The following is a 23824-nucleotide window of genomic DNA, read 5'->3' on the forward strand; positions in this document are numbered from 1 at the left end:
ACAAGATTGCGGCCTTAAGCTGATAATTTCTTCCGCCCTTTAGCACGACGGCGTTTAAGCACGTTTCTACCGGTTGAGCTACTCATTCTGCTTAAAAAACCATGTACTCTCTGATGGCGACGATTTTTTGGTTGCCAAGTACGTTTCATAACTTTTATTGCACCTCCTTTAAAAGGTAAAAGACCGTTAAAAATTGCATATCTCTTGAGATTATACTCTAAGTTTTTTGGCTCTGTCAAGCAGACAATATAAATAATATGTGGATAACTTATGGAAAGAAAAAGTTATCCACCTGTGAATAAATTATTTTTAGGACTAACTTCCTGTTGATAACCCTCGTAAAACTTGGTATTATATTTTTACAGTATCTTTACATGAGTAGTACTTACTTAAATTTATTATTCACAGCAATAATTTTATTAAGTTATCCACAAATGTGTATAAGTTTGTGTATAACTTTTTTATTGTCATATTTTCTACTTTTATTCGACAAGGGAGGATCACTAAATGCCACCCCGTACTCTTCATGTTCTTTGGAAAGAAACTCTAGCTAAATTAGAAACTGAACTATCTAAACCCAGTTTTGAGACCTGGCTTAGTTCGACGCATCTTCTCGACATTGAAGGAGACACACTTATTGTAAGTGTGCCCAATGAATTTGCGAAGGATTGGCTGGAAAGTCGTTACGCACCCCTAATTCGTTCTACAGTTCAATCGATCCTTGGCCAATCCATGAATTTGCGCTTTATTGTCACTCAGCTACAAGAAGTTGCGCGCAAAATCGAAGATCCGCCTATATCTTCAATTGATTCCAAAGAGGAATCTCCCCCTAATCGGACCTTAAATTCTAAATACACCTTTGATACCTTTGTAATTGGTAACAGTAATCGCTTTGCCCATGCCGCAGCCTTAGCGGTGGCTGAATCGCCAGCACTTGCTTATAATCCCTTATTTATATATGGTGGCGTTGGTCTAGGCAAAACCCACTTAATGCACGCGATTGGTAACGCAGTTATTCAACGCTCACCTGGTACACGAGTTCTTTATGTATCCAGTGAGAAATTTACCAACGAACTTATTGAATCCATCCGGGATCAAAATCCCATTGAATTCCGTAACCATTACCGGAATGTGGATATTTTACTTATTGACGATATTCAGTTTCTTGCCGGTAAGGAGGGTACCCAGGAAGAGTTCTTCCATACTTTTAATGCCCTCCATGACGCCAACAAACAAATTATCATTTCTTCTGATCGTCCTCCTAAAGAAATTCCTACCTTAGAAGACCGCTTGCGCTCCCGCTTCGAATGGGGGCTAATTACAGACATCCAACCACCGGATTTAGAAACCCGTGTCGCCATTCTTCGCAAAAAAGCTAAATTAGAGAATCTGCAAGTGGCAAACGAAGTCATGGTCTATATTGCTGATAAAATCCACTCCAACATAAGGGAACTAGAGGGAGCTTTAATTCGAGTTATGGCCTTTGGATCTCTTACCTCTAATCCCATTACCATCGAAACAGCTGCCGAAGCTCTAAAAGATATTATTCCAGTTAACACACCCAAAGAAATAACCATAGAAATGATTCAGCAAGCAGTATCTGATTACTATCATTTATCATTATCAGAATTCAAAGCGAAAAAGAGAACAAGGGCGGTAGCTTTTCCTCGTCAAATTGCTATGTATCTATCTAGAGAACTCACAGATAGCTCTTTACCGAGAATAGGTGATGAATTTGGAGGAAGAGATCACACCACAGTCCTTCACGCACATGATAAAATTTCGGAAGCGCGTCGCAATGATCAATTGTTCGATAGGAAAATCAATGAAATTATAAAAATCATTCAAAGCATCTAATGTGGTACAATACTGTGTATAGGCTGTCAATAAAAGTGGGATAAATTTTATAGAAAATTGAGGATGTTAACATGTGGATAAAATTCCGAATTAATTCACATGTTTTTACTCTTTTTAAAACTTACTCTCCCTAGGCCTTAAGGCAATTATCCACATAGAGACAAGCTATATAACTAATACTACTAAATTAATATCTTATTATTATTCCCCTAAAAATATTCCTAAACTATTTGTTTTTTCCAAGTTTTTAATAGGAGGCTGCCAAATGAAAGTATATTGTTCAAAGGATTCCTTATTGACAGGTGTAAATACTGTCCAAAAAGCGGTATCGAGTAAAAATACTTTACCTGTTTTACAAGGTATTATGATTAAAGCGGAGGGACAGTCTTTAATATTTGAAGCCACCGATTTAGAAATAGGAATTCGTTGTGTTGTTCCTGCTCAGGTTGAAGAGGAAGGGGTCGCAGTACTGCCATCCAGAATTTTTTCCGACCTTGTTCGCAAACTACCAGATGCAGCCATCATTTTAGAACTAGAAAACGATATTATAACGATTAAATATTATGAATCGGATTTATCCCTGAGAGGCTACGATCCTGAAGAATTTCCTTTATTACCGGATCTCTTGGATGCAGAAACCTTCGATTTACCTGTGTCCCTTTTTAAAACTATGATTAAGCAAACAATTTTTACTTGTTCGACTGAAGAAAGCCGTCCTGTCTTTACAGGCTGCCTTTTGCAAATAGAGGATAATACAATTCGGTTAATTGCAACCGATACCCATCGCTTAGCTTATCGATTTGCAGAAATTCCTAACACCGATCAATTTAAGTTTCAAGGTATTATTCCAGCGAAAACTTTAGGGGAGATCTATCGTCTACTTAGAGAAGAAGATGAGAATCTGATTATCCGCTTTAACCCCTCTCAAATCGTCTTTCAGTTTGGCTCTGTCTATCTCCTCTCTCGCTTAATTGAAGGGCAATTTCCTAATTATAAGCAAGTCATTCCTCAATCCTGTCAAACTAAAGTTATACTTCCTACGAAGCTTTTCCAAGAATCAGTGGAAAGAGCGTCTTTGTTAGCACGGGACGGGAGTCATACAAGCATTATCAAGCTTACGATTGACACTGAACACTTATCCATTGATCAAGCCTCAGATTTAGGCAAGATTACTGAGCAAATGGAAATTCGCAAAGAAGGTAATGACGTCAAAATAGCATTTAATTCCAAATTTTTGTTGGATGTCCTTAAAATTATTGATTCAGAAGAGATCATCTTTGAATTATCCGGGCCCTATAGCCCAGGTATTATTCGACCTGTGGATGACCCCGATTATCTTTATCTTGCTTTACCTGTACGTACCTCTTAAGCTGGCAACAAAAGAATGGAAATACAATGGCTACATCTAAAATTTTTTCGAAATTATCTGGACCAAGAAGTGCTTTTTCAGTCCGGATTGAACATATTGCAAGGGGAAAATGGCCAAGGCAAGACCAATATCCTTGAAGGAATCTACTATCTTTTGACAGGGAAATCGTACCGAGTTCATCGCGAACAGGAGTTGATGAGCTGGGGGGAAAATGAGTTTCATCTTCATGGAGACTTTCTTGTTCAGAAGAGAAAGCTCCGCTTAGAAAGTCATTATAAAGAGAAAAGAAAAATCATTAAAATCAATCAAGTTCCCTGTCGGAAATTATCTGAGTACGTAGGCACTGTCAATGTTGTTTTTTTTTCACCTGATGATTTAGCAATGGTCAAAGGGGGGCCCGCTGAACGGAGACGCTTCTTAGACTTACATATTGCTCAGCATCATTCTAAGCATATACAATTACTTAATGCTTATAACAAGGTGATTCAGCAAAAAAACGCCCTCCTTAAGCGTGGCCAGAATGGAGTAAAGAGTCAACTTGAACTATGGAATGAACAAATGGTACGCATTGGCTCGGAAATAATCAAGAATCGCTGGGAATTCACAGACTTACTCTCCCAAAAAAGCCAAGAAGTTTATGGGCAAATTTCCTCAGGGAGAGAAAAACTTACCATGGAGTATCATTCCTTAGGCAAAGAGAACCTGTCTGAGGCCTTAGAAGTTTTCCCAAAGCTTATGGAAGAAAAAATGGCTCTGGAAATGGAAAGAAAAATGATTTTAGTCGGGCCTCATCGTGATGATATTCTATTTAAATTAAATGATCGTTCAGCACGTCTTTATGGATCACAAGGACAGCAACGATCTATCGTCTTAAGCACCAAATTAGCTGAATTGGAGGTTATTCGTCAGAATAAGGGTGAATATCCTTTGCTGCTTTTGGATGATGTCCTGTCTGAATTAGATGAATTAAGGAGAGACTATTTATTAGATTATGTTAAAGATTTACAGCAGACTATAATTACCATAACAAGTGCGGAAACGCTAACCCCTAGAGCATCATTAATGCTGAAAGTAGAAAATGGCCAAATTAGGAGGTTTGATTGATGTTTTTACACTTAGGTGGAGATGTATTAATTAGCCAAGATAGAATTATTGCTATATTGGATCTCGAAACAGCTATGCAAAATGCTACTTCGGAAATCTTTTTAAAGGAAATTAAAGAAAATAAAAAGATAAACTATATTTCTGAACAGGGAAAAGAAAAATCTTTAGTCATTACGAGTCAAGGTAATTTCTTTTCTCCTATATCATCAAGTACCTTACTCAAGCGATCGAATTCAAAGGATTTGTATGATGAATAAGTCTGAGATAAGAAGAAACCTCCCTGAATAATAAGGAGAGGTTTCTTCGATTTCCAATAGTGGAGAGGTCATACTGAGTGCATCTATAATTTAGATAGGAATAATCCTATATTTGTATAAAGCGTAAAATAGTTGTATAATTAAAAGGTTAAGTGTTTATTTAATCGGAACAGTTGTGAAAATACATAAGATAAAATTCATTTTATGGTGATTATTTTTGGGAGGGATCAGCTTTGCAAGAAAATGCTGAATTAAAGGTAAATATGCCAAATGATGATTATAATGCAGGGCAGATTGAAGTACTTGAAGGGCTAGAAGCCGTTCGTAAACGTCCTGGCATGTATATCGGTTCCACGAGTAGCCGTGGTTTACATCACTTAGTGTATGAAATTGTTGACAACAGTATCGATGAAGCATTAGCCGGTTATTGCGATACGATTGATGTTACGATTCATTCAGACAATAGTATATCAGTGGTAGATAATGGACGGGGTATCCCGGTGGATATACATCCAAAAATCGGTAAGCCCGCTGTGGAAGTTGCCTTAACTGTGCTTCATGCCGGTGGGAAATTCAGCGGCAGTGCTTATAAGGTATCAGGCGGACTCCATGGTGTCGGGATGAGCGTTGTTAATGCTTTATCTACTTGGCTGCATGTTGAGGTTAAAAAGGATGGCAAGGTTTATCACCAAGAATTTATGCGTGGTAAAACGACATCGGAGCTCACGATTATCGGTGAAGCTGATTCAGGAAAAACAGGGACAAAAATTTCCTTTGCGCCTGATCCGGAGATTTTTGAAGAGATAGTCTTCCAATTTGATATTCTTGCCCATCGCCTGCGCGAGCTTTCTTTTTTGAACAAGAAAGTCGCCATTACCCTCATTGATGAAAGAGAGGACAAGAAAGAACTTTACTACCACACTGGTGGTATCTTTGACTTTGTCAAATATATTAACCGTTCAAAAGAAGTTCTTCATCCTGAACCTATTTATTTTGAAGCGGAAAAGGATGGAGTCCAGGTTGAAATATGTATGCAATATAATGATGGTTATATAGAAAATCTTTTTTCTTATGCCAATAATATTCATACACAAGAAGGGGGTACTCACGAATCCGGGTTTAAGGCAGCTTTGACGCGGGTGGTCAATGATTATTCCCGCAAGAATAAAATTCTTAAAGAAAATGATGCCAACCTGACAGGAGAAGATATCCGGGAAGGACTAACGGTTGTGATCTCGGTTAAAGTACCGGAACCCCAATTTGAGGGACAAACCAAGACCAAGCTGGGGAATTCGGAAATTCGCTCTATTGTCGATTCAATTACAGGTGAAGGGTTATCTGTTTTCCTAGCAGAAAATCCTGCTACAGGTAAGAAAGTCATCGAAAAATCCCTGCAAGCATCTCGTGCCCGAGAAGCGGCTCGCAAGGCTAGAGAGTTAACCCGGAGAAAAAGCGCTTTAGAAGTCAGCGCTTTACCCGGTAAATTAGCCGACTGTTCTTGGAAGGAAGCGGAGCTCTGCGAAATGTACATCGTAGAAGGAGATAGTGCCGGTGGCTCGGCAAAATCAGGCCGAGATCGTCGTTTCCAAGCTATTTTGCCCATACGGGGTAAAATTCTCAATGTCGAGAAGGCCCGCTTGGATCGGATTTTAGGTAATGCCGAGATAAGGGCTATGGTTACGGCCATGGGTACGGGGATTTCTGAGGATTTTGATATTACCAAAGCACGTTATCATAAACTTGTGATCATGACTGATGCGGATGTGGATGGTGCCCATATAAGAATATTACTGCTCACTTTCTTTTTCCGTTTTATGAAACCCTTAATCGAAAATAATTATATCTATATCGCCCAGCCTCCTCTCTTTAAGATCAAGAAGGGGAAGGATGTTTACTATGCCTATAGCGATGAAGAATTAGCAAAGATTCAAGATAAAATTGGCCGCGATAAAGTAGAAATTCAACGCTATAAAGGTTTAGGGGAAATGAACGCAGACCAGCTATGGGATACCACCATGGATCCAGCGAAAAGAACAATCCTTCAAGTGACCATGGATGATGCTATTAGAGCTGACGAGCTATTTACGATTCTCATGGGAGATATGGTGGAACCAAGACGCGAATTCATCCATGAAAATGCCAAATATGTTCGGAATCTGGATGTTTAAGGGGGGATAGCACATGTCAACTGAAGAAATCCAGGGAGGGAAAGTTCTCCCGAGAGAAATATCGGAGGAGCTTAGGAAATCATTTATTGATTATTCTATGAGTGTTATCGTCAGCCGAGCTTTGCCCGATGTACGAGATGGCTTAAAGCCTGTTCATCGGCGCATTATCTATACACTACATGAATTAGGTATGACTCCCAATAAGCCTTTCAGCAAATGCGCTAGGCTTGTTGGAGATTGCATGGGGAAATTCCATCCCCATGGAGATAGCTCCATATATGATGCAGTCGTACGATTAGCCCAAGATTTTTCCACTCGTTATCCTTTAGTCGAAGGACATGGTAATTTTGGCTCTGTTGATGGTGACTCAGCTGCAGCTATGCGTTATACCGAGGCCAGAATGTCTAAAATAACTCAGTATATGCTGGCAGACATTGAAAAGGATACGGTGGATTTTCAACCTAACTATGATGAAAGACTAGAAGAACCCAAGGTTTTACCAGCGAAATTTCCCAATCTTTTGGTCAATGGTTCCTCTGGAATCGCGGTAGGAATGGCCACCAATATCCCTCCACATAATTTTGTCGAAGTGATCGATGGAACTATTGCGCAGATGGATAATCCTGATATTGAAATTAAAGAACTGATGACCTATATAAAGGGACCTGATTTTCCTACAGGTGCTACCATAATGGGAACCGAAGGAATTATCTCTGCCTACAATACTGGTAAAGGAAGTTTTAAAATACGGGCAAAAGCCCATATTGAGGAAATGGAAAAGTCCGGGAAAATGAGGATTATTGTTACCGAGCTTCCTTATATGGTCAATAAAGCCAGACTCGTGGAAAAAATAGCCGAGTTGGTAAGAGAGAAAAGAATCGAAGGTATCACTGATCTACGGGATGAATCCGACCGTACAGGTATGCGGGTTGTGATGGAACTGCGCCGGGATATTAACCCCCAGGTCCTTCTAAATCAGCTATATAAGCATACCCAGATGGAAGACAGCTTTGGAGTTAATCTTTTAGCCTTAGTGGATGGCCAACCCAAAGTACTCAATCTTAAGCAGATCATTCATTATTTTATCGAGCATCAAAAAGATGTTATTACTAGGAGAACCCGTTTTGAGTTAAATAAGGCTGAAGCTGAAGCTCATATTTTAGAGGGCTTGAGAATTGCTTTAGACTATATTGACGAAGTCATAAGTATTATTAGAACTTCTTCTGATGAGCAAAATGCGAAAGATAAATTAATGACACGCTTTGGGCTCAGTGATAAGCAATCTCAGGCTATTGTGGACATGCGTCTGAAGAGACTTACTGGATTAGAGCGGGAGAAAATCGAAGAACAGTATAAAAAACTTCAAGAAACCATTGCTTTTTTAAAGGCTGTTCTCGATTCGGAAAAAATGGTTCTTGATATCATCAAACAAGAGCTTCAAGAAGTCAAAGAAAAATTCGGGGATGAGAGGCGCACTGAGATTTCCTTTGATGTGTCACATATGAATATTGAAGATTTAATTGATGATGAGGAAGTGGTCGTGACCATGTCTCATCGAGGTTATATCAAGAGAATCCCCTTGAGTACCTATAAAAGCCAACGCCGCGGTGGCCGAGGCGTTCAAGGAATGGCCACCCGAGAAGAGGATTTTGTGGAACATCTATTTACCACCACAGCACATCAATATATTCTCTTCTTTACGACCCGTGGGAAAGTATATCGTTTGAAAGCCTATGAAATACCCGAAGCAGGCCGTACCGGCAAAGGGACAGCAATCGTCAATCTCTTGAACATTAACCCAAGTGAGGAACAGATTACCACGGCTTTATGTATAAGAGAATATAATGATGATTTTCATCTCTTCATGGCTACCAAGCATGGTATCGTGAAAAAAACCTTGTTAAGGGAATACAACTCCTCCCGTAAGGATGGCTTAATAGCCATCAGCTTACATGAGGATGATGAACTGATCGGCGTCCGCTTAACGAAAGCGGATGAACATATCATCATGGCTACTCAAAAGGGTCTGTGTATCCGCTTCGCAGAATCGGATGTCCGTCAGATGGGACGCACAGCCCATGGCGTCAAAGGAATTTCACTCAGCGAAAAAGATACAGTGGTCAGTATGGATGTAATATATGAAGAAGACGCGGAAATACTATCCATGACGGAGCATGGTTTCTCGAAACGTACCAATCCATCAGAATATAGAGTTCAAGGACGGGGTGGTAAGGGTATCATCGCTTCGAGGTTAACAGAGAAAACTGGTCTTTTGGTCGGACTAAAAGTGATCGTACCGGATGATGACATCATGATTATTACTGATGACGGTATTATTATCCGCCAAGAAGTCACCGGGATATCAAAGCAAGGACGTTCTGCCCAAGGCGTTATGGCCATGCGAACCGGCGAAAGCAAAGTGGTTGCCATCGCCAAAGTTGCCAATAAAGAGGATAATGAAGAGTTAGAAAACGAAGAAATAGAAGCCACAGAAATAGAATCTAACGAAGAATAACAATATAATATAATGACAGTGTGCAACATTGAATATTCAGTGTGTAAAAATCTCCCAGACAGACAAGAACGGGGCTGAAAATTCATGAAAACGCGGATAGGGGTGTTGTCTCTCGATAGAACCTTTAATCGTCCTTGTCTGTCATATCTAGACCCAGGCTTTCAAGTGATTGAGGTTCGGACAAGAGAGAATTGTGATAGTATTCATGGATTGTTGATTGTTGGCAGCGAAAACTTACCGGAAGCTATCCATTTTCCAGAGGAAATAGGAGAAAGAATAAAGGAATTAGCTGGGCTGGATTTCCCTATTTATGGAATATGTGCTGGAATGGTCCTGATGAGTAAAGGTTCTCCGGAGCAAGGGAATAATCGACTTGGGTTGATGGATGTCACCGTCGCCGGTGAGCTTATGGCGAGTAAGATTGAAACGTATCTATCCATTCCTGCCTTAGGAACAAAACCAGTGAAGGCAGTTTTTGACGAGTCACATTATATCCAAGAAGTTGCTCCAAACGTAGGGATTTTATCAGAATATAATGGTAAAATAGTGTTTGTGAGACAGGGTAATCTGTTGGCCAGTGCCTTCCATCCCGACAGCAGTGCAGATGATCGTGTTTACCGCTATTTTCTAGATATTGTCAATGGCAAAATCTAAAAGTAAGTGTTCAGATATGGAGGATTTCAGATGCTTGATCTAAAATTTGTACGCACAAACCCTGAGGTAGTAAAGGAAGCGCTCCAAAAAAGGAATTCAAATGTCAGCTTGGACGAGTTTTTAAACCAAGAAGAAGAACGACGTAAGCTTCTTTTTGATGTAGAAACTTTAAAGGCTAAACGCAATACAGTTTCTGAAGAAGTAGGACGGCGGAAAAAGAGCGGTGAGGATGCCGAACAGCTCATTTTAGAAATGCGGGAAGTTGGTCAAGATATCAAGAGTCTTGAGGAACAACTCACTAAAATAGAAAATGATATGGAAACCGTACTTTATGGTATTCCAAATATTCCCCATGCATCTGTGCCCGTGGGGACTGATGAATCATTCAATGTCCAAGTGCGTTCCTGGGGAACTCCAGGTCGTTTCGATTATCAACCCTTGGCCCACTATGAGATTGGCGAGAATTTGGATATTCTGGATTTTGCAAGGGCGGGGAAGGTCACAGGAGCTCGCTTTACCTTTTATAAAGGATTAGGGGCCAGGCTGGAAAGATCTTTGATTAGTTTTATGCTAGATCGACATACCGCTAAAGGATATGTAGAAGTACTTCCTCCTTTTATGGTCCATCGTAACTCCATGATAGGTACCGGACAGCTTCCCAAATTTGAGGAAGATGCTTTTAAGGTGGCGGGTACGGAATATTTCTTAATTCCGACAGCAGAGGTGCCGGTAACCAATATGTACAGGGAAGAAATTCTGGAAGCAGATCAGCTGCCAATTCACCATTGTGCCTATAGCGCTTGTTTCCGGGCAGAAGCCGGGTCTGCAGGTAGGGACACTCGGGGTTTGATTCGTCAGCATCAATTCAACAAAGTAGAATTGGTGAAGTTTACTTTGCCAGACAATTCCTATGAGGAGTTGGAAGCCTTAACCCGTGATGCTGAAAGTATCCTCCAGGAGCTAGAACTGCCATATCGTGTCATGGCGCTATCCACAGGAGATATAGGTTTTAGTTCTGCTAAAACCTATGATTTAGAAGTATGGCTTCCCAGCTTCAATACATATCGGGAGATTTCATCTTGTAGTAATTTTGAAGATTTCCAAGCACGTCGTGCTAATATACGTTTCCGTCGAGCACCGAAAGCGAAGCCCGAGTACCTTCATACTCTCAATGGTAGCGGTTTAGCAATTGGCCGTACGGTATCAGCTATTCTTGAAAACTATCAAGAAGCTGATGGAAGAGTAAGAGTACCCAAAGTACTTCAGCCATATATGGGTGTAGAGTATATTGGCTAAGCAAAATAGAACAAAGCAAAATTGAACATTTACAGCGGTAAAAAATTATGATATACTAACTTTCGTCACATCTGGAGGGGTGTCCGAGTGGTTTAAGGAGCCGGTCTTGAAAACCGGTGACTCCGCAAGGGGCCGTGGGTTCGAATCCCACCCCCTCCGCCATTCATTTCTACCATTAGCGATGTTCGAGGTTCGAGGCACGAGTTTCGAACCTTTTTACTAATTTGGCCTCGTAGCTCAGGTGGATAGAGCGGGGGTTTCCTAAACCCTGTCTTGCGGGGGTTCGAGTCCTCCCGGGGCCACCATTGAACGAGACTTAATTCAGGAGGGTATAGACCCTACTGAATTTTAGCAGAGTCCATACTGGACTTAACCGCCGTTTGACCTAGCTATAGAAGCGGGAGACATAGGGCAGGTTAGTCCGGTATAAAGCTGAGGTACTATGAGTCATCAAAAGTGGATGAGTTTAGCACTTGAGGAAGCACAGCTTGCCTTTGAGCAAGGGGAAGTCCCGATCGGGGCGGTAGTTGTGCATAATAATCAAGTCATTGCCAAAGCCCATAATGAAAAGGAGTTAAGGCAGGATCCCACGGCACATGCCGAAGTGTTGGCAGTGCAAAGGGCTACCCAAGCCTTAGGAGTTTGGCGTCTTTCTGAGGCCACCCTTTATGTCACCCTCGAGCCCTGTCCCATGTGTGCAGGGGCTCTAGTTCAAGCTCGGCTGAAATCTCTTGTTTTTGGAGCAGCTGATCTCAAGGGTGGAGCCGTAGGTTCAGTAACGAATGTCCTAGACGTGAACCGCTGGAATCATCGTGTGGAGGTTGTAGCGGGGATTCTCGAGGACGAATGCGCCCAGATTCTGAAGGATTTTTTCAAGAAGCTGCGCTGATAGCTAAGCACCAAGCTTGAGTTAGCACGGTATAAATTTACTTGAGTAGGTTTTGCTTAAATGAAGTGAACATCGTCATATCATTTGAGCTTATATACGGAGGAGTATCGAAGTGGTCATAACGGGGCTGACTCGAAATCAGTTGACGGGCAACCGTCCGTGGGTTCGAATCCCACCTCCTCCGCCATAAGTAATAGATCCGCATAAAGATAATATTTATGCGGTTTTTCTATATTCACGACAGTAGAAGAGGTGGGATTCGAACGGGAGGGGATAAAAATGCGACCTTAGGAAGCATTTTCCGACCCGGCGTGATAGCGAGGGAATCCGAGCGGAGCGAATCCCACCTCCTCCGCCATAAGTAATAGATCCGCATAAAGATAATATTTATGCGGTTTTTTTATATTCACGACATTATTCAAAACTACATAGAATTATATAAATTTTCTGACAATAGTATTGACAAGCAAATTTTTCTAGGTTATGCTATGATTAATCTAAGAAATAACCTTCAAGGAGGTTAAAGTATTAGATACAACCCTGAAAAATGTGTGCAATAGTAAGAAGTGATCTACTGAAGACATAAGCTTTGTTGGCGAATTACTGAAAAAGCCTAGGCTAAAGTAAGTAATCAGGCTAGCTGAAAGACGTAGTGATTAGGGAAACTGAAAACTAGAGTTAAGAGTAAGAAAGCCTAAGCTTCGAGTAATGAGGTAGATGAGATAAGTAGAGACTTTGAGCTAATGCAAGCGAAATTCAGGGGAACTTCAAAAGGAGGAGTGCTTAAGTTGCACATCCTAGACGGCAAAGGGTAAGCAGGGTTCCAGAAAAGGAATCAGTAAGCTTGCCCTTTGCTGTATTTATTGGTGTCAGGTTTACTTGACATTAAAGGGTGATGTTGTTATATTTATGTAAGGTAAACCTTACATAAAAGGAGGTAATGCCGTGAAAAACCATGTTAAGCGTCTCCGGGAAGAGCGTGGGCTGACTCAAAAAGAACTTGGTGAAAAAGTGGGCGTTTCTCGCCAAGCAATCAACGCCATTGAAATGGGCAAGTTTGATCCTTCGATTTGGCTTGCCTATGATCTAGCACACTATTTCGGGATATCAATTGAGGCATTATTTCTTTTCAAAGAGGAGGATCGGAAATGAAGCACCTAATTAGGAATCCAGCAATCAACGCCATAGGACTATGTATCTTTACGGCCTTCTACGGATTAATATTTATTATCACTCCGGGGCATATGGAGTTCGAGAATTTGTTGTACTACAACCGGGCGACTACCGTTGAGCCCTTTTGGACAGGCTGGAGCGATTTCCTAGCTTCCGGGTATCATGCCTATATTGCCTATGCCCTCATTGCCCTATCGATCGTGGTTGTGCTGATGCTGCTCTTGCGTAGACATCCCTATGATGAGTATCACGCGGACGTTCTTATCCAATGTCTGGCGGTAGCAACTATACTTACCCTGGCTGCGATTGCGATATTTTATCTTATGGTTTTGAGCAATGCCAACGGTATTGTTGAGAAATTTACTCTTTTTATTGTGATACATTGGGCGACGGTGGTGCTTGCCGATTTAGTTTATGTGCTCGTGTGTAGATGGAGATAACGATATGAGAATTATGCTGATTCAGCCGAAAATGAATAAGCGACCCATGGATACCGACTTAAAAACACGGATGTCTCCCTCATTGGCCCTCTTGACTTTGGTGAGTCTCACCCCTGAGTGTCACGAGGTTATCATGGTCAACGAGAATATGGAGGAAATACAGTATCCTATGGATATAGAGTTGGTTGGCATCACCATAACCTTAGATGTTATGCCCAGGGCTGTGGAGATCGCCCAAAGATTCCGCCGGTTGGGGATTCCAGTAGTTGCGGGCGGAATCCATATCACGAGCAGTCCAGAGGAGTGCCTTCAACATTTTGACGCCATTTGTATCGGCGCTGCTGAGAGGGTATGGGCAGGCATGATCGAAGACGTGGAACAAGGTAGGTTGCAGCAAATCTATCACGACATGTCTGATTTTCGAGGGGAGGAGATTGTCTCCCCGGCGTATCATAAGATTGATAAAAGTCGCTATCTCTATACGAATGTTATACTCACAAGTCGAGGTTGTCCAAACAGATGTGATTTCTGCTACAATAGCTGTCAAAACAAAATTTATGCCCGTCGCCCACTAGAGGATGTGATCAAGGATATTGAATCCCTTGGCACACGGCATGTGCTGTTTATTGATGATAATTTTATCGGCGCGCCTGCTTACACCCGTGAACTCCTTAATAATCTAAGGGGCATGAATCTAAAATGGAGTGCTGCAGTAACCACCAAGATAGCCGACCATCTCGACTTGCTGGACCTGATGGCCGAGACAGGCTGTCAAAGCCTTTTTATCGGCTTTGAGTCGATCAATAACTCTTCACTGCACGGGGTGAACAAAGACAACCATTTTGAAAAATATGAAAGGCTGGCTGCCGAAATCCATCGACGGGGTATTATGATTAATGCCAGTATGGTCTTTGGTCTGGACGGGGATGAGCGGGATGTTTTTGCAAGAACTCTGGAATGGTTGGTCAAGAATAAAATTGAAACCTTAACTTCCCATATTCTCACCCCTTACCCCGGGACAGAATTGTATCGACGCATAAAGAGGGAAGGGCGTATTATCGACCATGAACTAGCCAAGTATAATACAGCGCACGTAGTTTTTCAGCCGAAAGGGATGTCAGCAGCAGAACTATATGAGGGCTACCTTTGGATTTACAGGGAGTTTTACACCCTTCGTAACATAGTAAGCCGTATGCCACATCATAAAGCGCAGCGAAAATCTTATTTTTTGTTTAATCTACTCTACCGTAAATTCGGGCGAGTGACTGCCCTGCTGGCACGGGTTATTCCAATGCGTTTGGTCGGGAGGTTGGCAGCCCAAATTTCCTACAAGATAAAATAGTTGCTATGAGCGATAAACTGTAACTATGAGCAATAAACCGTTGCTATATGCGGATGATCCAGTATGAAATCCAAGAGGATGTCGATATAATCTATTTTCCGACATTAGTTTCCCTTTTTATGGATTAAACACCGTTGTAATTAACCGCTATATCTATTAAAATCTTCTTGATGTGTTTTCAGGAGGAATTAGAGTGGAAGAAAGACTATTAAGGAAAATAGAAGCCCTTCGCAAAGTTTTATATCAAAATGGGACAACCTATTGCTTGACGGATGCACGTGTTGTAGCCATGAGTCAAGAGTTGGATCGCCTATTAAACGAATATCAACGTATCGTCACGAATAAGCAGATGTCCTTTTGGTAAAAAGCAGCTTATGCCAATGGAGGAAATAATATTTTTACGACTTTCATTGACATATTCCCCATGTTTGGCTTATAATAAGCTTCGTCACGAATTTCATAAGTCTTTTTTTTAGACAAGCACGGAGAGGTGGCTGAGTGGTCGAAGGCGCTCGCCTGGAAAGCGAGTACATGGGCAACTGTGTCGAGGGTTCAAATCCCTCTCTCTCCGCCATAATTATTTTATTTATCATAAGTATACTTTAGCCAAGTTTGATCGTTCCGTATTCGACTTAGGCTTTTTATTTTGTTATAATTGATTTGGCCGTGCTAGACGGGGAGGTAGCGGATCCTTGTACTCGCAACCCGCTTTAGCGAGGTGGAATTCCTGCATGAGGGCAGCGTTTGTGGAGCGGCTAGGGCTAATTGTGATGAGGTCTGGGTCTTACGCAACAGAGCACTTCGAACTGTGTCAGGTCCTGACGGAAGCAGCACTAAGGAGTAAACTCTGTGTGCCGTAAGGTTGCCTAGGTTGAGCAATGAATCCTGGATTCGTCCGGAAGCGTCTGTTCGAGTAAAGGTGCACGGCCTATAATATTTATATAAAGGTGGTTTTGTACCATCTTTTTTTGGTATATGGTACAATGCTTATGAGCGCCTTCCAGGAGTGCAAGGTGCTTAAAGGTATCAAAGGTAAGGTGGGAGTCCAATGGCTTATTTGGCCTTATACCGTGAATGGAGACCGAAGAATTTTAGGGATATGGTAGGGCAAGAGCATGTGACAAAGACCTTAATCAATGCTCTCGCGCAGAATAAAGTAGCCCATGCTTATTTATTTAGTGGTCCAAGAGGAACGGGTAAAACCACCACGGCGAAGGTTTTAGCTAAGGCTTTGAACTGTGAGCATCGGGATGGAGTTGAACCCTGTAATCAGTGCGCTTCCTGTCTGAGTATTGATCAGGGAAGTGCTATGGAAGTCTATGAGATTGATGCTGCTTCGAATCGAGGGATTGATGAAATCCGCGATTTAAGGGATAAAGTTCGCTTAAGTGCCGGAGAAAGCAAGACCAAAGTGTACATCATTGATGAAGTACATATGTTGACCACGGAGGCCTTTAATGCCCTTCTTAAAACTCTAGAGGAACCTCCTGAACGGGTTGTATTCATCCTGGCCACTACTGAAGTACATAAAATACCCTTGACCATTCTCTCACGGGTGCAGCGATTTGAATTCCATCGAATCCCTCTGGAACAGATTCAAAACCATTTAGAGAAGGTGTGCCAAGCCATCGGTCGGGATGTGGATGAAGAGGCTTTGCAGGTCATTGCCCAAAAATCGGAAGGTGGGCTTAGAGATGCCCTGAGTATTCTCGATCAATGCCTTTTGCTCGATGGGAAGCTTGGAGTTGTCCAAGTCTACCAAGTATTAGGGATGGTTGGCGAAGAGTTTAGTGCCCAACTGGTGGATCAGCTTGCCGAAGGAAATTATGCGGCGACTTTGGCTCGACTGGGGGATGGAATTAATCAAGGAATGGATCCGCGTCAGATCATTCGCGAGTTGCTGGAGTATTTGCGTCAAGCTCTGCTCTATGCTGCAACGCAAGCCTTTCCTCAGATTGCCCCTCATTTGAAGGAGAAATTAGCTTTTCAGTGTGAAAAGATTGGATTAAAAACCTTATTGCAGTGGATTGGAATTTTGCTACAAGGAGAAAGTCAGTTAAAATATGCTGCAAATGCACGCTTAGCAGCTGAACTGCTTTTAGTTCAAGTGATTTATGACTCTGAAAAGGATGGTTCACAGGATTCTCCGCAAGTGCTGCAAAGATTGCAGGAGATAGAGGAGGAAATTAAGAATCTTTCTAAGGGACACGTTATCCAAAAAGAAAGTAGGCAAGACTCGGCTCCTAAACTCAAGGAAGCAGCTTTGGGACCTACTCCCTCAAAGAAGGAGTCCCATGCTAAGTCAACGACACAGCCTCTGGATCACAACGACAGCGAAAGACAATCTCACTCTCCCCAATCCATCCAGCAGATTCAAGGACGCTGGAATGATGTGTTGGAACAGGTGCGAAAAGAAAAGAAATCAACTCATGCTTTTTTAATGGAAGGAAAGCCTGTTGAATTAGACGGGGATGGTTTGGTTATTGTATTTAAAGATGGCCTGTCGTTTCATCGAGATAAAGTTAAACAGAAGGAAAATCGGGAAACTATCGAACAGGTCCTTAAGAGCCTATTTGGCTGTTCGTTAACCTTGCAATGTGTGTTGGAAGGGGAGTATGGAAAAGGAGAGTCTTCGGCCAACCCTGAAGCAGGGGATGATTCTTTAGAAAATCCCCTACTCAAAAAGGCTGCTGATTTGTTTGGATCAGATTTAGTAGTCATTAAAGAATAGAGAGTTATTCTGTCATTCTGAAGGGCCTGAGGAATTAAATCTTAAGGTCTCTTGGCTAGATCCGACTCTTGGATCAGAATGATTTGAAGAATAAATAAAGCTTATCCTATTAATTAAAGTGTAAGGAGTGTAATGATATGGCATTTAAAGGCGGCGGTGGTATGGGTAATATGAACAATATGTTAAAGCAAGCTCAGAAGCTCCAAGAAGAAATGGCAAGAGCTCAAGAAGAGCTAAAAACACGTACAGTTGAGGCATCCGTTGGCGGGGGAGCCGTTCAAGTCGTAGTTAATGGAAAAAATGAGCTGCTTGAGTTGAAAATCAAACCGGAAGCTGTAGATCCTGATGATGTAGAGATGCTGGAAGATTTGATTAAAGCTGCCGTCAATGAGGGTCTGCGAAAAGTGGAAGAGATGACCTCCTCTGAAATGGGTAAATTAACCCAGGGCTTTAAAATTCCCGGCCTCTTCTAAGCGAGGAGCTATGGATTTTTTAAGCTATCCACAGCCCCTAGCGGATTTGATTGCCGGTTTATCCCGTTTGCCGGGGATTGGGCCGAAAACCGCAGGGAGATTGGCATTCTATCTTTTGCAACAGCCTCAAGTAGCAGAGAACTTGGCAGAAACGATCATCAAGGCCCAAAGGGAAATTAAACAATGCTCCCTTTGCTGTAATTATACAGATCAGGATCCTTGCCCGATCTGTGAGGGGGAGAAAAGGGATCGCTCCCTCTTATGCATTGTTGAACAGCCCAGAGATGTTGTGTCTTTAGAAAAGACGAGAGAGTTTAAAGGTCGCTACCATGTGTTACATGGTGTGATCTCTCCCTTGGAAGGAATTGGCCCAGAGCAACTCACGATTTCCAAACTCTTGACGCGCCTGGAGGAAGTCAAGGAAGTAGTCATGGCTGTGAACCCTACCGTGGAAGGTGAAGCAACTGCCATGTACTTAGCTAAGCTGTTGAAGCCCTTGGGAATAAGAGTGACACGGATAGCCCATGGATTACCGGTAGGTGGTGATCTGGAGTACGCGGATGAGATTACCATAGCCCGCGCTCTCGAGGGCCGTCGTCAAATCTAAATTAATTAAATTAAGGTCATAAACGTTCTTCTTTGTCCACTTTGTGCATAGGACTAGTAGTGGTAAGGGAGGGATGTCCTATGACCTTAATTTTTTTGGCATTGTTTATTTTGCTTATCGCCTTGGTGGTTAAAAGCACCTTAGGTAAACCCAACTTATTTTTAAAGACGACAATTCACATTCTCGGAGGAATAGTGGGTTTATGGATTTTCGACCTTATGCTGAGTGTTGCCGGCATCGGGGTTCCTATTAATGTATTTACGATTTTTCTGGTGGGATTTTTAGGCTTCCCTGGGGCTGTGGCTTTAGTGGGTCTACAAATCATGGGCATATAAGGGGTCTCACTTGATTTTTATCTCATTCATGGCGCTTTTCCAGAGAACTTTCGCCCATGCTCCATTTTACGACTTGACTAAGTTATGAAACGAAGAGTATACTGATACTGACTACAGGGGGACATTTCGGCTTTATTAGCCGAAATAGTTCCCTCGACGTATTTTCACGGGATTTTTGCGAAAATTGAATCTTTTGATATCCGAAATATAAAAGCGTTTGGATGAGAGCTTATATATTTACTTAATTACTTTTTTCGCAAAAGGATCAGGGGTTTTTTCTTAATTCGTGTAATTTGGGTGAGAGAACGAAATCTTAAACCCTTATTATTAAATTAAAATTTTCATTTAGGAGGATGTACCAAATGGCAAAAATGAAGACTATGGATGGTAATGAAGCTGCTGCTCACGCGTCGTATGCGTTTACAGAGGTAGCAACTATCTTCCCGATCACTCCCTCTTCAACAATGGCTGAATTCGTAGATGAATGGGCTGCCCATGATAAGAAGAACATTTTCGGCCAACCTGTAAAAGTTGTTGAGATGCAATCGGAGGCTGGAGCTGCTGGTGCAGTTCACGGATCTCTCCAGTCGGGCGCTCTTACCACCACCTATACAGCTTCACAAGGGCTGCTCTTAATGATTCCGAATATGTATAAAATTGCCGGAGAGTTGCTGCCTAGCGTATTCCACGTCAGTGCACGTGCTTTAGCAACTCATGCCCTTTCTATCTTCGGTGATCATCAAGATGTTATGTCCGTACGGGCGACTGGATTTGCACAATTGTCTTCCCATAACGTCCAAGAAGCTCTGGACCTTGGCTTTATTGCGCATTTAGCAACGGTTAAATCAAGAATTCCTTTTGTCCATTTCTTCGATGGTTTCCGTACATCCCATGAAATTCAAAAAATCGAAGTTACAGACTATGAAGATGTAGCAAAGCTTTTAGACCGCGATGCACTTCAAGAGTTCCGCAATAATGGACTTAACCCTGAGCGTCCCGTACTCCGTGGTACTGCTCAAAACCCTGACGTGTACTTCCAAGGTCGTGAAGCATCGAATCGTTTCTATGATGCTGTTCCTGACATTGTTGCTCATTATATGAAGGAATATGCAAAGATTACTGGCCGTGAATATCAACCATTCCAATACTACGGCGCAGAAGATGCAGATCGAGTGATCATTGCTATGGGTTCCATCTGTGATACGATCGAAGAAACTGTAGATTATTTAGTAGCTAGAGGGGAAAAAGTCGGTGTTATTAAAGTTCATCTCTATCGTCCTTTCTCTGCTGACTATCTACTTAAGGTTCTTCCTAAGACAGTTAAGAACATCGCTGTCCTCGACCGGACTAAAGAGCCTGGTGCTAATGGCGAACCTCTCTATCTCGATGTGAAAGATGTATTCTACACCAATGACCTGAAACCCGTCATTGTTGGCGGCCGATATGGCTTAGGTTCTAAGGATACTACCCCTTCACAAGTTCTATCCGTCTACAAGAATCTTGCTGCTAAAGAGCCTAAGAATGGCTTTACCATCGGTATCGTAGACGATGTAACCTTCAAATCCTTACCAGAAGACGAAGTGATTGAGACTGCTCCTGAAGGTACCATCGCTTGTAAATTCTGGGGATTAGGTTCTGACGGTACTGTTGGTGCAAACAAACAAGCCATTAAGATCATCGGTGATCACACCAACATGTATGCTCAAGCTTATTTCCAATATGACTCTAAGAAATCAGGTGGTATCACCATTTCTCACGTTCGTTTTGGTAAAAAGCCCATCAAATCCCCCTACTATGTTACCGGTGCGAATTACGTCGCTTGTCATAACCAATCCTATGTTGGTCAATATGACTTGACGAAGGGCCTGAAAAAAGGTGGTACTTTCGTTCTAAATTGCCAGTGGAAACCTGAAGAGTTAGAAGCAAAAATTCCAGTAGCTATGAAAAACTTCATCGCTAAAAATGATATTAAATTCTACATCATCGATGCTGTACGCATTGGTCGTGAAATCGGCTTAGGTTCCCGCATTAACATGATCATGCAAGCTGCTTTCTTCAAGCTGGCTAATGTCATTCCTGAAGAACAAGCGATCGGCTACCTGAAAGATTCCGTAGTCAAAGCTTACGGTAAAAAAGGTCAAAATATTGTGGATATGAACAATGCAGCAATTGATCGTGGAGTGGATTCTGTAGTTCAAGTAAACGTTCCCGCTTCTTGGGCTACTGCTACCAATGCACAAGCAGAAGCAGCAGCCACGGTTGAGCTTCCTGATTATGTTGAAAAAATTCAGAACATCATGAATGCACAAGAAGGAGACAGTCTCCCAGTCAGTGCTTTCAAAGGTCGTGAAGATGGTACTGTCCCCGTCGGAACAACAGCTTATGAAAAACGCGGTATTGCAGTGGTTGTTCCTGAATGGGATGTTGAAAAATGTATCCAATGTAACCAATGTTCTTATGTTTGCCCCCATGCTTGTATTCGCCCAATCTTGTTGAATGAAGAAGAAGTTGCTAAGGCACCTGCAAGCTTCGTCACCAAGAAAGCTCTCGGCAAGGGTTCAGAAGGACTTCAAGCTCGCGTACAAGTCAGTCCGTTGGATTGCACCGGTTGCGGAAACTGCGCCGAAGTTTGCCCTGCTAAGGGTAAAGCTCTCGTGATGAAGGATTCTGCAGAGCAGACTGCTCAGCAAGCCGCTAACTGGGAATTTGCGATGACTGTTTCTAACAAGAGTAATCTTTTTGATATTACCACCGTAAAAGGTAGCCAATATGCGCAACCCCTCCTCGAGTTTAACGGCGCTTGCCCAGGATGTGGAGAAACTGCTTATGTTAAGCTAGTCACTCAACTCTTTGGTGATCGCATGATGATTGCTAACGCCACTGGTTGTAGCTCTATCTGGGGAGGAAGTGCTCCTTCCGTTCCTTACACTGTGAATGAAAAGGGTCAAGGACCTAGCTGGGCTAACTCCCTCTTCGAAGATAATGCGGAGTTTGGTTATGGGATGTACCTTGGGGTGGGTCAACAACGTGCGAAGGTTGCTCTCTTAATGAAAGAAGCCTTGGAAACTGCAATCAGTAGCGAACTAAAAGAAGCTTTCCAAGAGTGGATTGTGGGTATGGATGACGCAGATGCTTCCAAGGCTGCAGCCGCTAAAATCCGACCTCTCCTGGACGCTTATACCGGTGATAATGCTTTGGTGAGCGAAATCAAAGCTAGTAAAGATCACCTCGTCAAGAAATCCCAATGGATTATTGGTGGCGACGGTTGGGCTTACGATATCGGATATGGCGGTTTAGACCATGTCTTAGCTTCTGGTGACAATGTCAACATCCTAGTGCTTGATACCGAAGTTTACTCCAACACTGGCGGTCAATCTTCCAAATCTACCCCACGCGCTGCTGTTGCTAAGTTCGCAGCTGCCGGTAAGAAGATTCGTAAGAAAGACCTGGGTATGATGGCTATGAGTTATGGCTACGTTTATGTAGCTCAAATTGCCCTCGGTGCTAACATGGCACAAACGATCAGAGCCATCAAAGAGGCGGAAGCTTATAACGGACCATCTTTGATTATTGCTTATGCGCCATGTATCAACCATGGACTTAAGTCCGGAATGGCTAAGAGTGTTACTGAAGCTAAAAAAGCTGTCGAATCTGGCTACTGGCATCTCTATCGTTTCAACCCAGATCTTGAGGATCAAGGGAAGAATCCATTCTCCCTTGACTCCAAAGAGCCCACAGCTTCCTTCCGTGACTTCCTCATGGGCGAAGTACGTTACACTTCCTTGCTTACCACCTTCCCAGAAACTGCGGAAGAACTCTTCCAAGGTGCTGAGAAATACGCTCAAGTGCGCTTGAACTCTTATAAGCGCTTAGCGGATCAAAAATACGAATAAGAGCGGTTCATTATTAACTCAATATAGTTTAGATTCTCAGATACAATGAAGAGCGGGCTTGTCCCGCTCTTTTCCTTTTTATCGGTGAAATTACATATTTTTGCCTTCAATGAGTTAAGATAACGCAGAACGAAATTTTACCTTAAAAGTATTAACCTATAGCTACCTGACCTAGACAAGGATCTTAAATTATTAGGGTATTCAAGGAAGGAAGATAGTATGGACCGGGAGGATTTGCTTCGTCGGCTAAATTGGTTTTATAGCCTGGAGATTAACCAAGTCGAGCTCTATAAGGTGCAAGCTAACCAGTTTAAAGACTTCTATGCAGGGAAAGTATTTAAACATGTGGCCTCGATAGAACAGTCCCATGTCGACAATATCGCCAATCAAATTACAAGCTTAGGAGGCGAGCCTACCACCTTAGGGGAAGTGATTTCGCCCATTATCGGTATGTCCTTAGGAAGCTTAATGTCCTTGACCGGGCTGGAAAGAGCTTTGCAATTAAATGCTGAAATTGAGAGAAAGGCCATGAGTGATTATAAAAAACTTGTGGAAGATTTAGTGTCAAGCGGAGAGGACTCGGAAGAAGAAATCTGTACATTATTAAAATCCAATTTTATTGATGAGCATCTCCATACAGCGCTATTCGATATGCTGAGAGGAAATTTAATGGAAGATAAGATCGAGACCATCTAAGGATTTATCACTGAACAATGCATGA

Annotated in this window: 20 protein-coding genes, 4 tRNA genes and 1 other RNA gene; 24 read left to right on the plus strand and 1 reads right to left on the minus strand. The window is 42.3% G+C overall.

From position 1 onward, the window contains the following. Positions 1-14: 14 nt before the first annotated feature. Entirely contained in the window at positions 15-149 is a 135-nt protein-coding gene (gene rpmH, locus DESDI_RS17435; protein ID WP_015260586.1) for a 50S ribosomal protein L34, read from the minus strand. Positions 150-507: 358 nt separating this feature from the next. On the opposite strand from rpmH, the gene dnaA reads away from it, so the two are divergent. The 24 genes from dnaA to DESDI_RS00115 all read left to right on the plus strand — a co-directional run bounded on the left by dnaA (position 508) and on the right by DESDI_RS00115 (position 23799). Further along, positions 508-1857 (plus strand): chromosomal replication initiator protein DnaA, encoded by a 1350-nt coding sequence (gene dnaA, locus DESDI_RS00005; RefSeq protein WP_015260587.1) that lies wholly within the window; start codon positions 508-510, stop codon positions 1855-1857. A gap of 265 nt (positions 1858-2122) precedes the next feature. Then, positions 2123-3226, plus strand: a complete 1104-nt coding sequence (gene dnaN, locus DESDI_RS00010; protein ID WP_015260588.1) for a DNA polymerase III subunit beta — start codon at positions 2123-2125, stop codon at positions 3224-3226. A 15-nt stretch (positions 3227-3241) separates the two neighbouring features. After that, positions 3242-4330 (plus strand): DNA replication/repair protein RecF, encoded by a 1089-nt coding sequence (recF, locus tag DESDI_RS00015; RefSeq protein ID WP_015260589.1) that lies wholly within the window; start codon positions 3242-3244, stop codon positions 4328-4330. Beyond that, positions 4330-4587, plus strand: a complete 258-nt coding sequence (remB, locus tag DESDI_RS00020) for an extracellular matrix regulator RemB (RefSeq protein WP_015260590.1) — start codon at positions 4330-4332, stop codon at positions 4585-4587. The genes recF and remB overlap by 1 nt, the downstream gene beginning before the upstream one ends. A gap of 233 nt (positions 4588-4820) precedes the next feature. Beyond that, the gene (gene gyrB / locus DESDI_RS00025) at positions 4821-6755 is read left to right on the plus strand and encodes a DNA topoisomerase (ATP-hydrolyzing) subunit B (protein WP_015260591.1); all 1935 of its coding nucleotides are present in this window, start codon (positions 4821-4823) and stop codon (positions 6753-6755) included. Positions 6756-6768: 13 nt separating this feature from the next. Next, positions 6769-9270, plus strand: a complete 2502-nt coding sequence (gene gyrA / locus DESDI_RS00030; protein ID WP_015260592.1) for a DNA gyrase subunit A — start codon at positions 6769-6771, stop codon at positions 9268-9270. An 84-nt stretch (positions 9271-9354) separates the two neighbouring features. Further along, positions 9355-9924 (plus strand): type 1 glutamine amidotransferase family protein, encoded by a 570-nt coding sequence (locus tag DESDI_RS00035; protein WP_041219167.1) that lies wholly within the window; start codon positions 9355-9357, stop codon positions 9922-9924. A 30-nt stretch (positions 9925-9954) separates the two neighbouring features. Then, entirely contained in the window at positions 9955-11220 is a 1266-nt protein-coding gene (gene serS / locus DESDI_RS00040) for a serine--tRNA ligase (RefSeq protein WP_015260594.1), read from the plus strand. A 73-nt stretch (positions 11221-11293) separates the two neighbouring features. After that, positions 11294-11382 (plus strand) — tRNA-Ser (locus DESDI_RS00045). Positions 11383-11446: 64 nt separating this feature from the next. Continuing rightward, positions 11447-11525 (plus strand) — tRNA-Arg (locus tag DESDI_RS00050). 137 nt (positions 11526-11662) lie between these two features. Then, on the plus strand, positions 11663-12109 hold the full coding sequence (gene tadA / locus DESDI_RS00055; RefSeq protein WP_015260595.1) for a tRNA adenosine(34) deaminase TadA: 447 nt from the start codon (positions 11663-11665) through the stop codon (positions 12107-12109). 98 nt (positions 12110-12207) lie between these two features. Next, positions 12208-12296 (plus strand) — tRNA-Ser (locus DESDI_RS00060). Positions 12297-13054: 758 nt separating this feature from the next. Further along, entirely contained in the window at positions 13055-13261 is a 207-nt protein-coding gene (locus DESDI_RS00065) for a helix-turn-helix transcriptional regulator (RefSeq protein WP_015260596.1), read from the plus strand. After that, positions 13258-13722 (plus strand): hypothetical protein, encoded by a 465-nt coding sequence (locus DESDI_RS00070; RefSeq protein ID WP_015260597.1) that lies wholly within the window; start codon positions 13258-13260, stop codon positions 13720-13722. Before DESDI_RS00065 ends, DESDI_RS00070 begins: the two co-directional genes overlap by 4 nt. A 4-nt stretch (positions 13723-13726) precedes the next feature. Next, positions 13727-15064, plus strand: a complete 1338-nt coding sequence (locus DESDI_RS00075; RefSeq protein ID WP_015260598.1) for a B12-binding domain-containing radical SAM protein — start codon at positions 13727-13729, stop codon at positions 15062-15064. A gap of 193 nt (positions 15065-15257) precedes the next feature. Further along, on the plus strand, positions 15258-15428 hold the full coding sequence (locus DESDI_RS00080; protein ID WP_015260599.1) for an aspartyl-phosphate phosphatase Spo0E family protein: 171 nt from the start codon (positions 15258-15260) through the stop codon (positions 15426-15428). 120 nt (positions 15429-15548) lie between these two features. Continuing rightward, positions 15549-15638: transfer RNA gene (locus DESDI_RS00085), tRNA-Ser, on the plus strand. 90 nt (positions 15639-15728) lie between these two features. Next, an RNA gene (gene ffs / locus DESDI_RS17440) (signal recognition particle sRNA large type) lies at positions 15729-15991 on the plus strand. Positions 15992-16112: 121 nt separating this feature from the next. Further along, positions 16113-17795 (plus strand): DNA polymerase III subunit gamma/tau, encoded by a 1683-nt coding sequence (gene dnaX / locus DESDI_RS00090; RefSeq protein ID WP_015260600.1) that lies wholly within the window; start codon positions 16113-16115, stop codon positions 17793-17795. Positions 17796-17932: 137 nt separating this feature from the next. Continuing rightward, a complete protein-coding gene (locus tag DESDI_RS00095; protein ID WP_015260601.1) occupies positions 17933-18268 on the plus strand; it encodes a YbaB/EbfC family nucleoid-associated protein in 336 nt (111 codons plus the stop codon). A gap of 10 nt (positions 18269-18278) precedes the next feature. Further along, the gene (gene recR / locus DESDI_RS00100) at positions 18279-18875 is read left to right on the plus strand and encodes a recombination mediator RecR (RefSeq protein ID WP_015260602.1); all 597 of its coding nucleotides are present in this window, start codon (positions 18279-18281) and stop codon (positions 18873-18875) included. A gap of 80 nt (positions 18876-18955) precedes the next feature. Then, positions 18956-19210, plus strand: coding sequence for a pro-sigmaK processing inhibitor BofA family protein (locus DESDI_RS00105; protein WP_015260603.1), 255 nt, complete (start codon positions 18956-18958; stop codon positions 19208-19210). A gap of 362 nt (positions 19211-19572) precedes the next feature. Beyond that, positions 19573-23103 (plus strand): pyruvate:ferredoxin (flavodoxin) oxidoreductase, encoded by a 3531-nt coding sequence (gene nifJ / locus DESDI_RS00110; RefSeq protein ID WP_015260604.1) that lies wholly within the window; start codon positions 19573-19575, stop codon positions 23101-23103. Positions 23104-23322: 219 nt separating this feature from the next. Then, entirely contained in the window at positions 23323-23799 is a 477-nt protein-coding gene (locus DESDI_RS00115; RefSeq protein ID WP_015260605.1) for a demethoxyubiquinone hydroxylase family protein, read from the plus strand. Positions 23800-23824 lie beyond the last annotated feature (25 nt).

The sequence above is a fragment of the Desulfitobacterium dichloroeliminans LMG P-21439 genome (assembly GCF_000243135.2).
Lineage (GTDB): Bacteria > Bacillota > Desulfitobacteriia > Desulfitobacteriales > Desulfitobacteriaceae > Desulfitobacterium > Desulfitobacterium dichloroeliminans.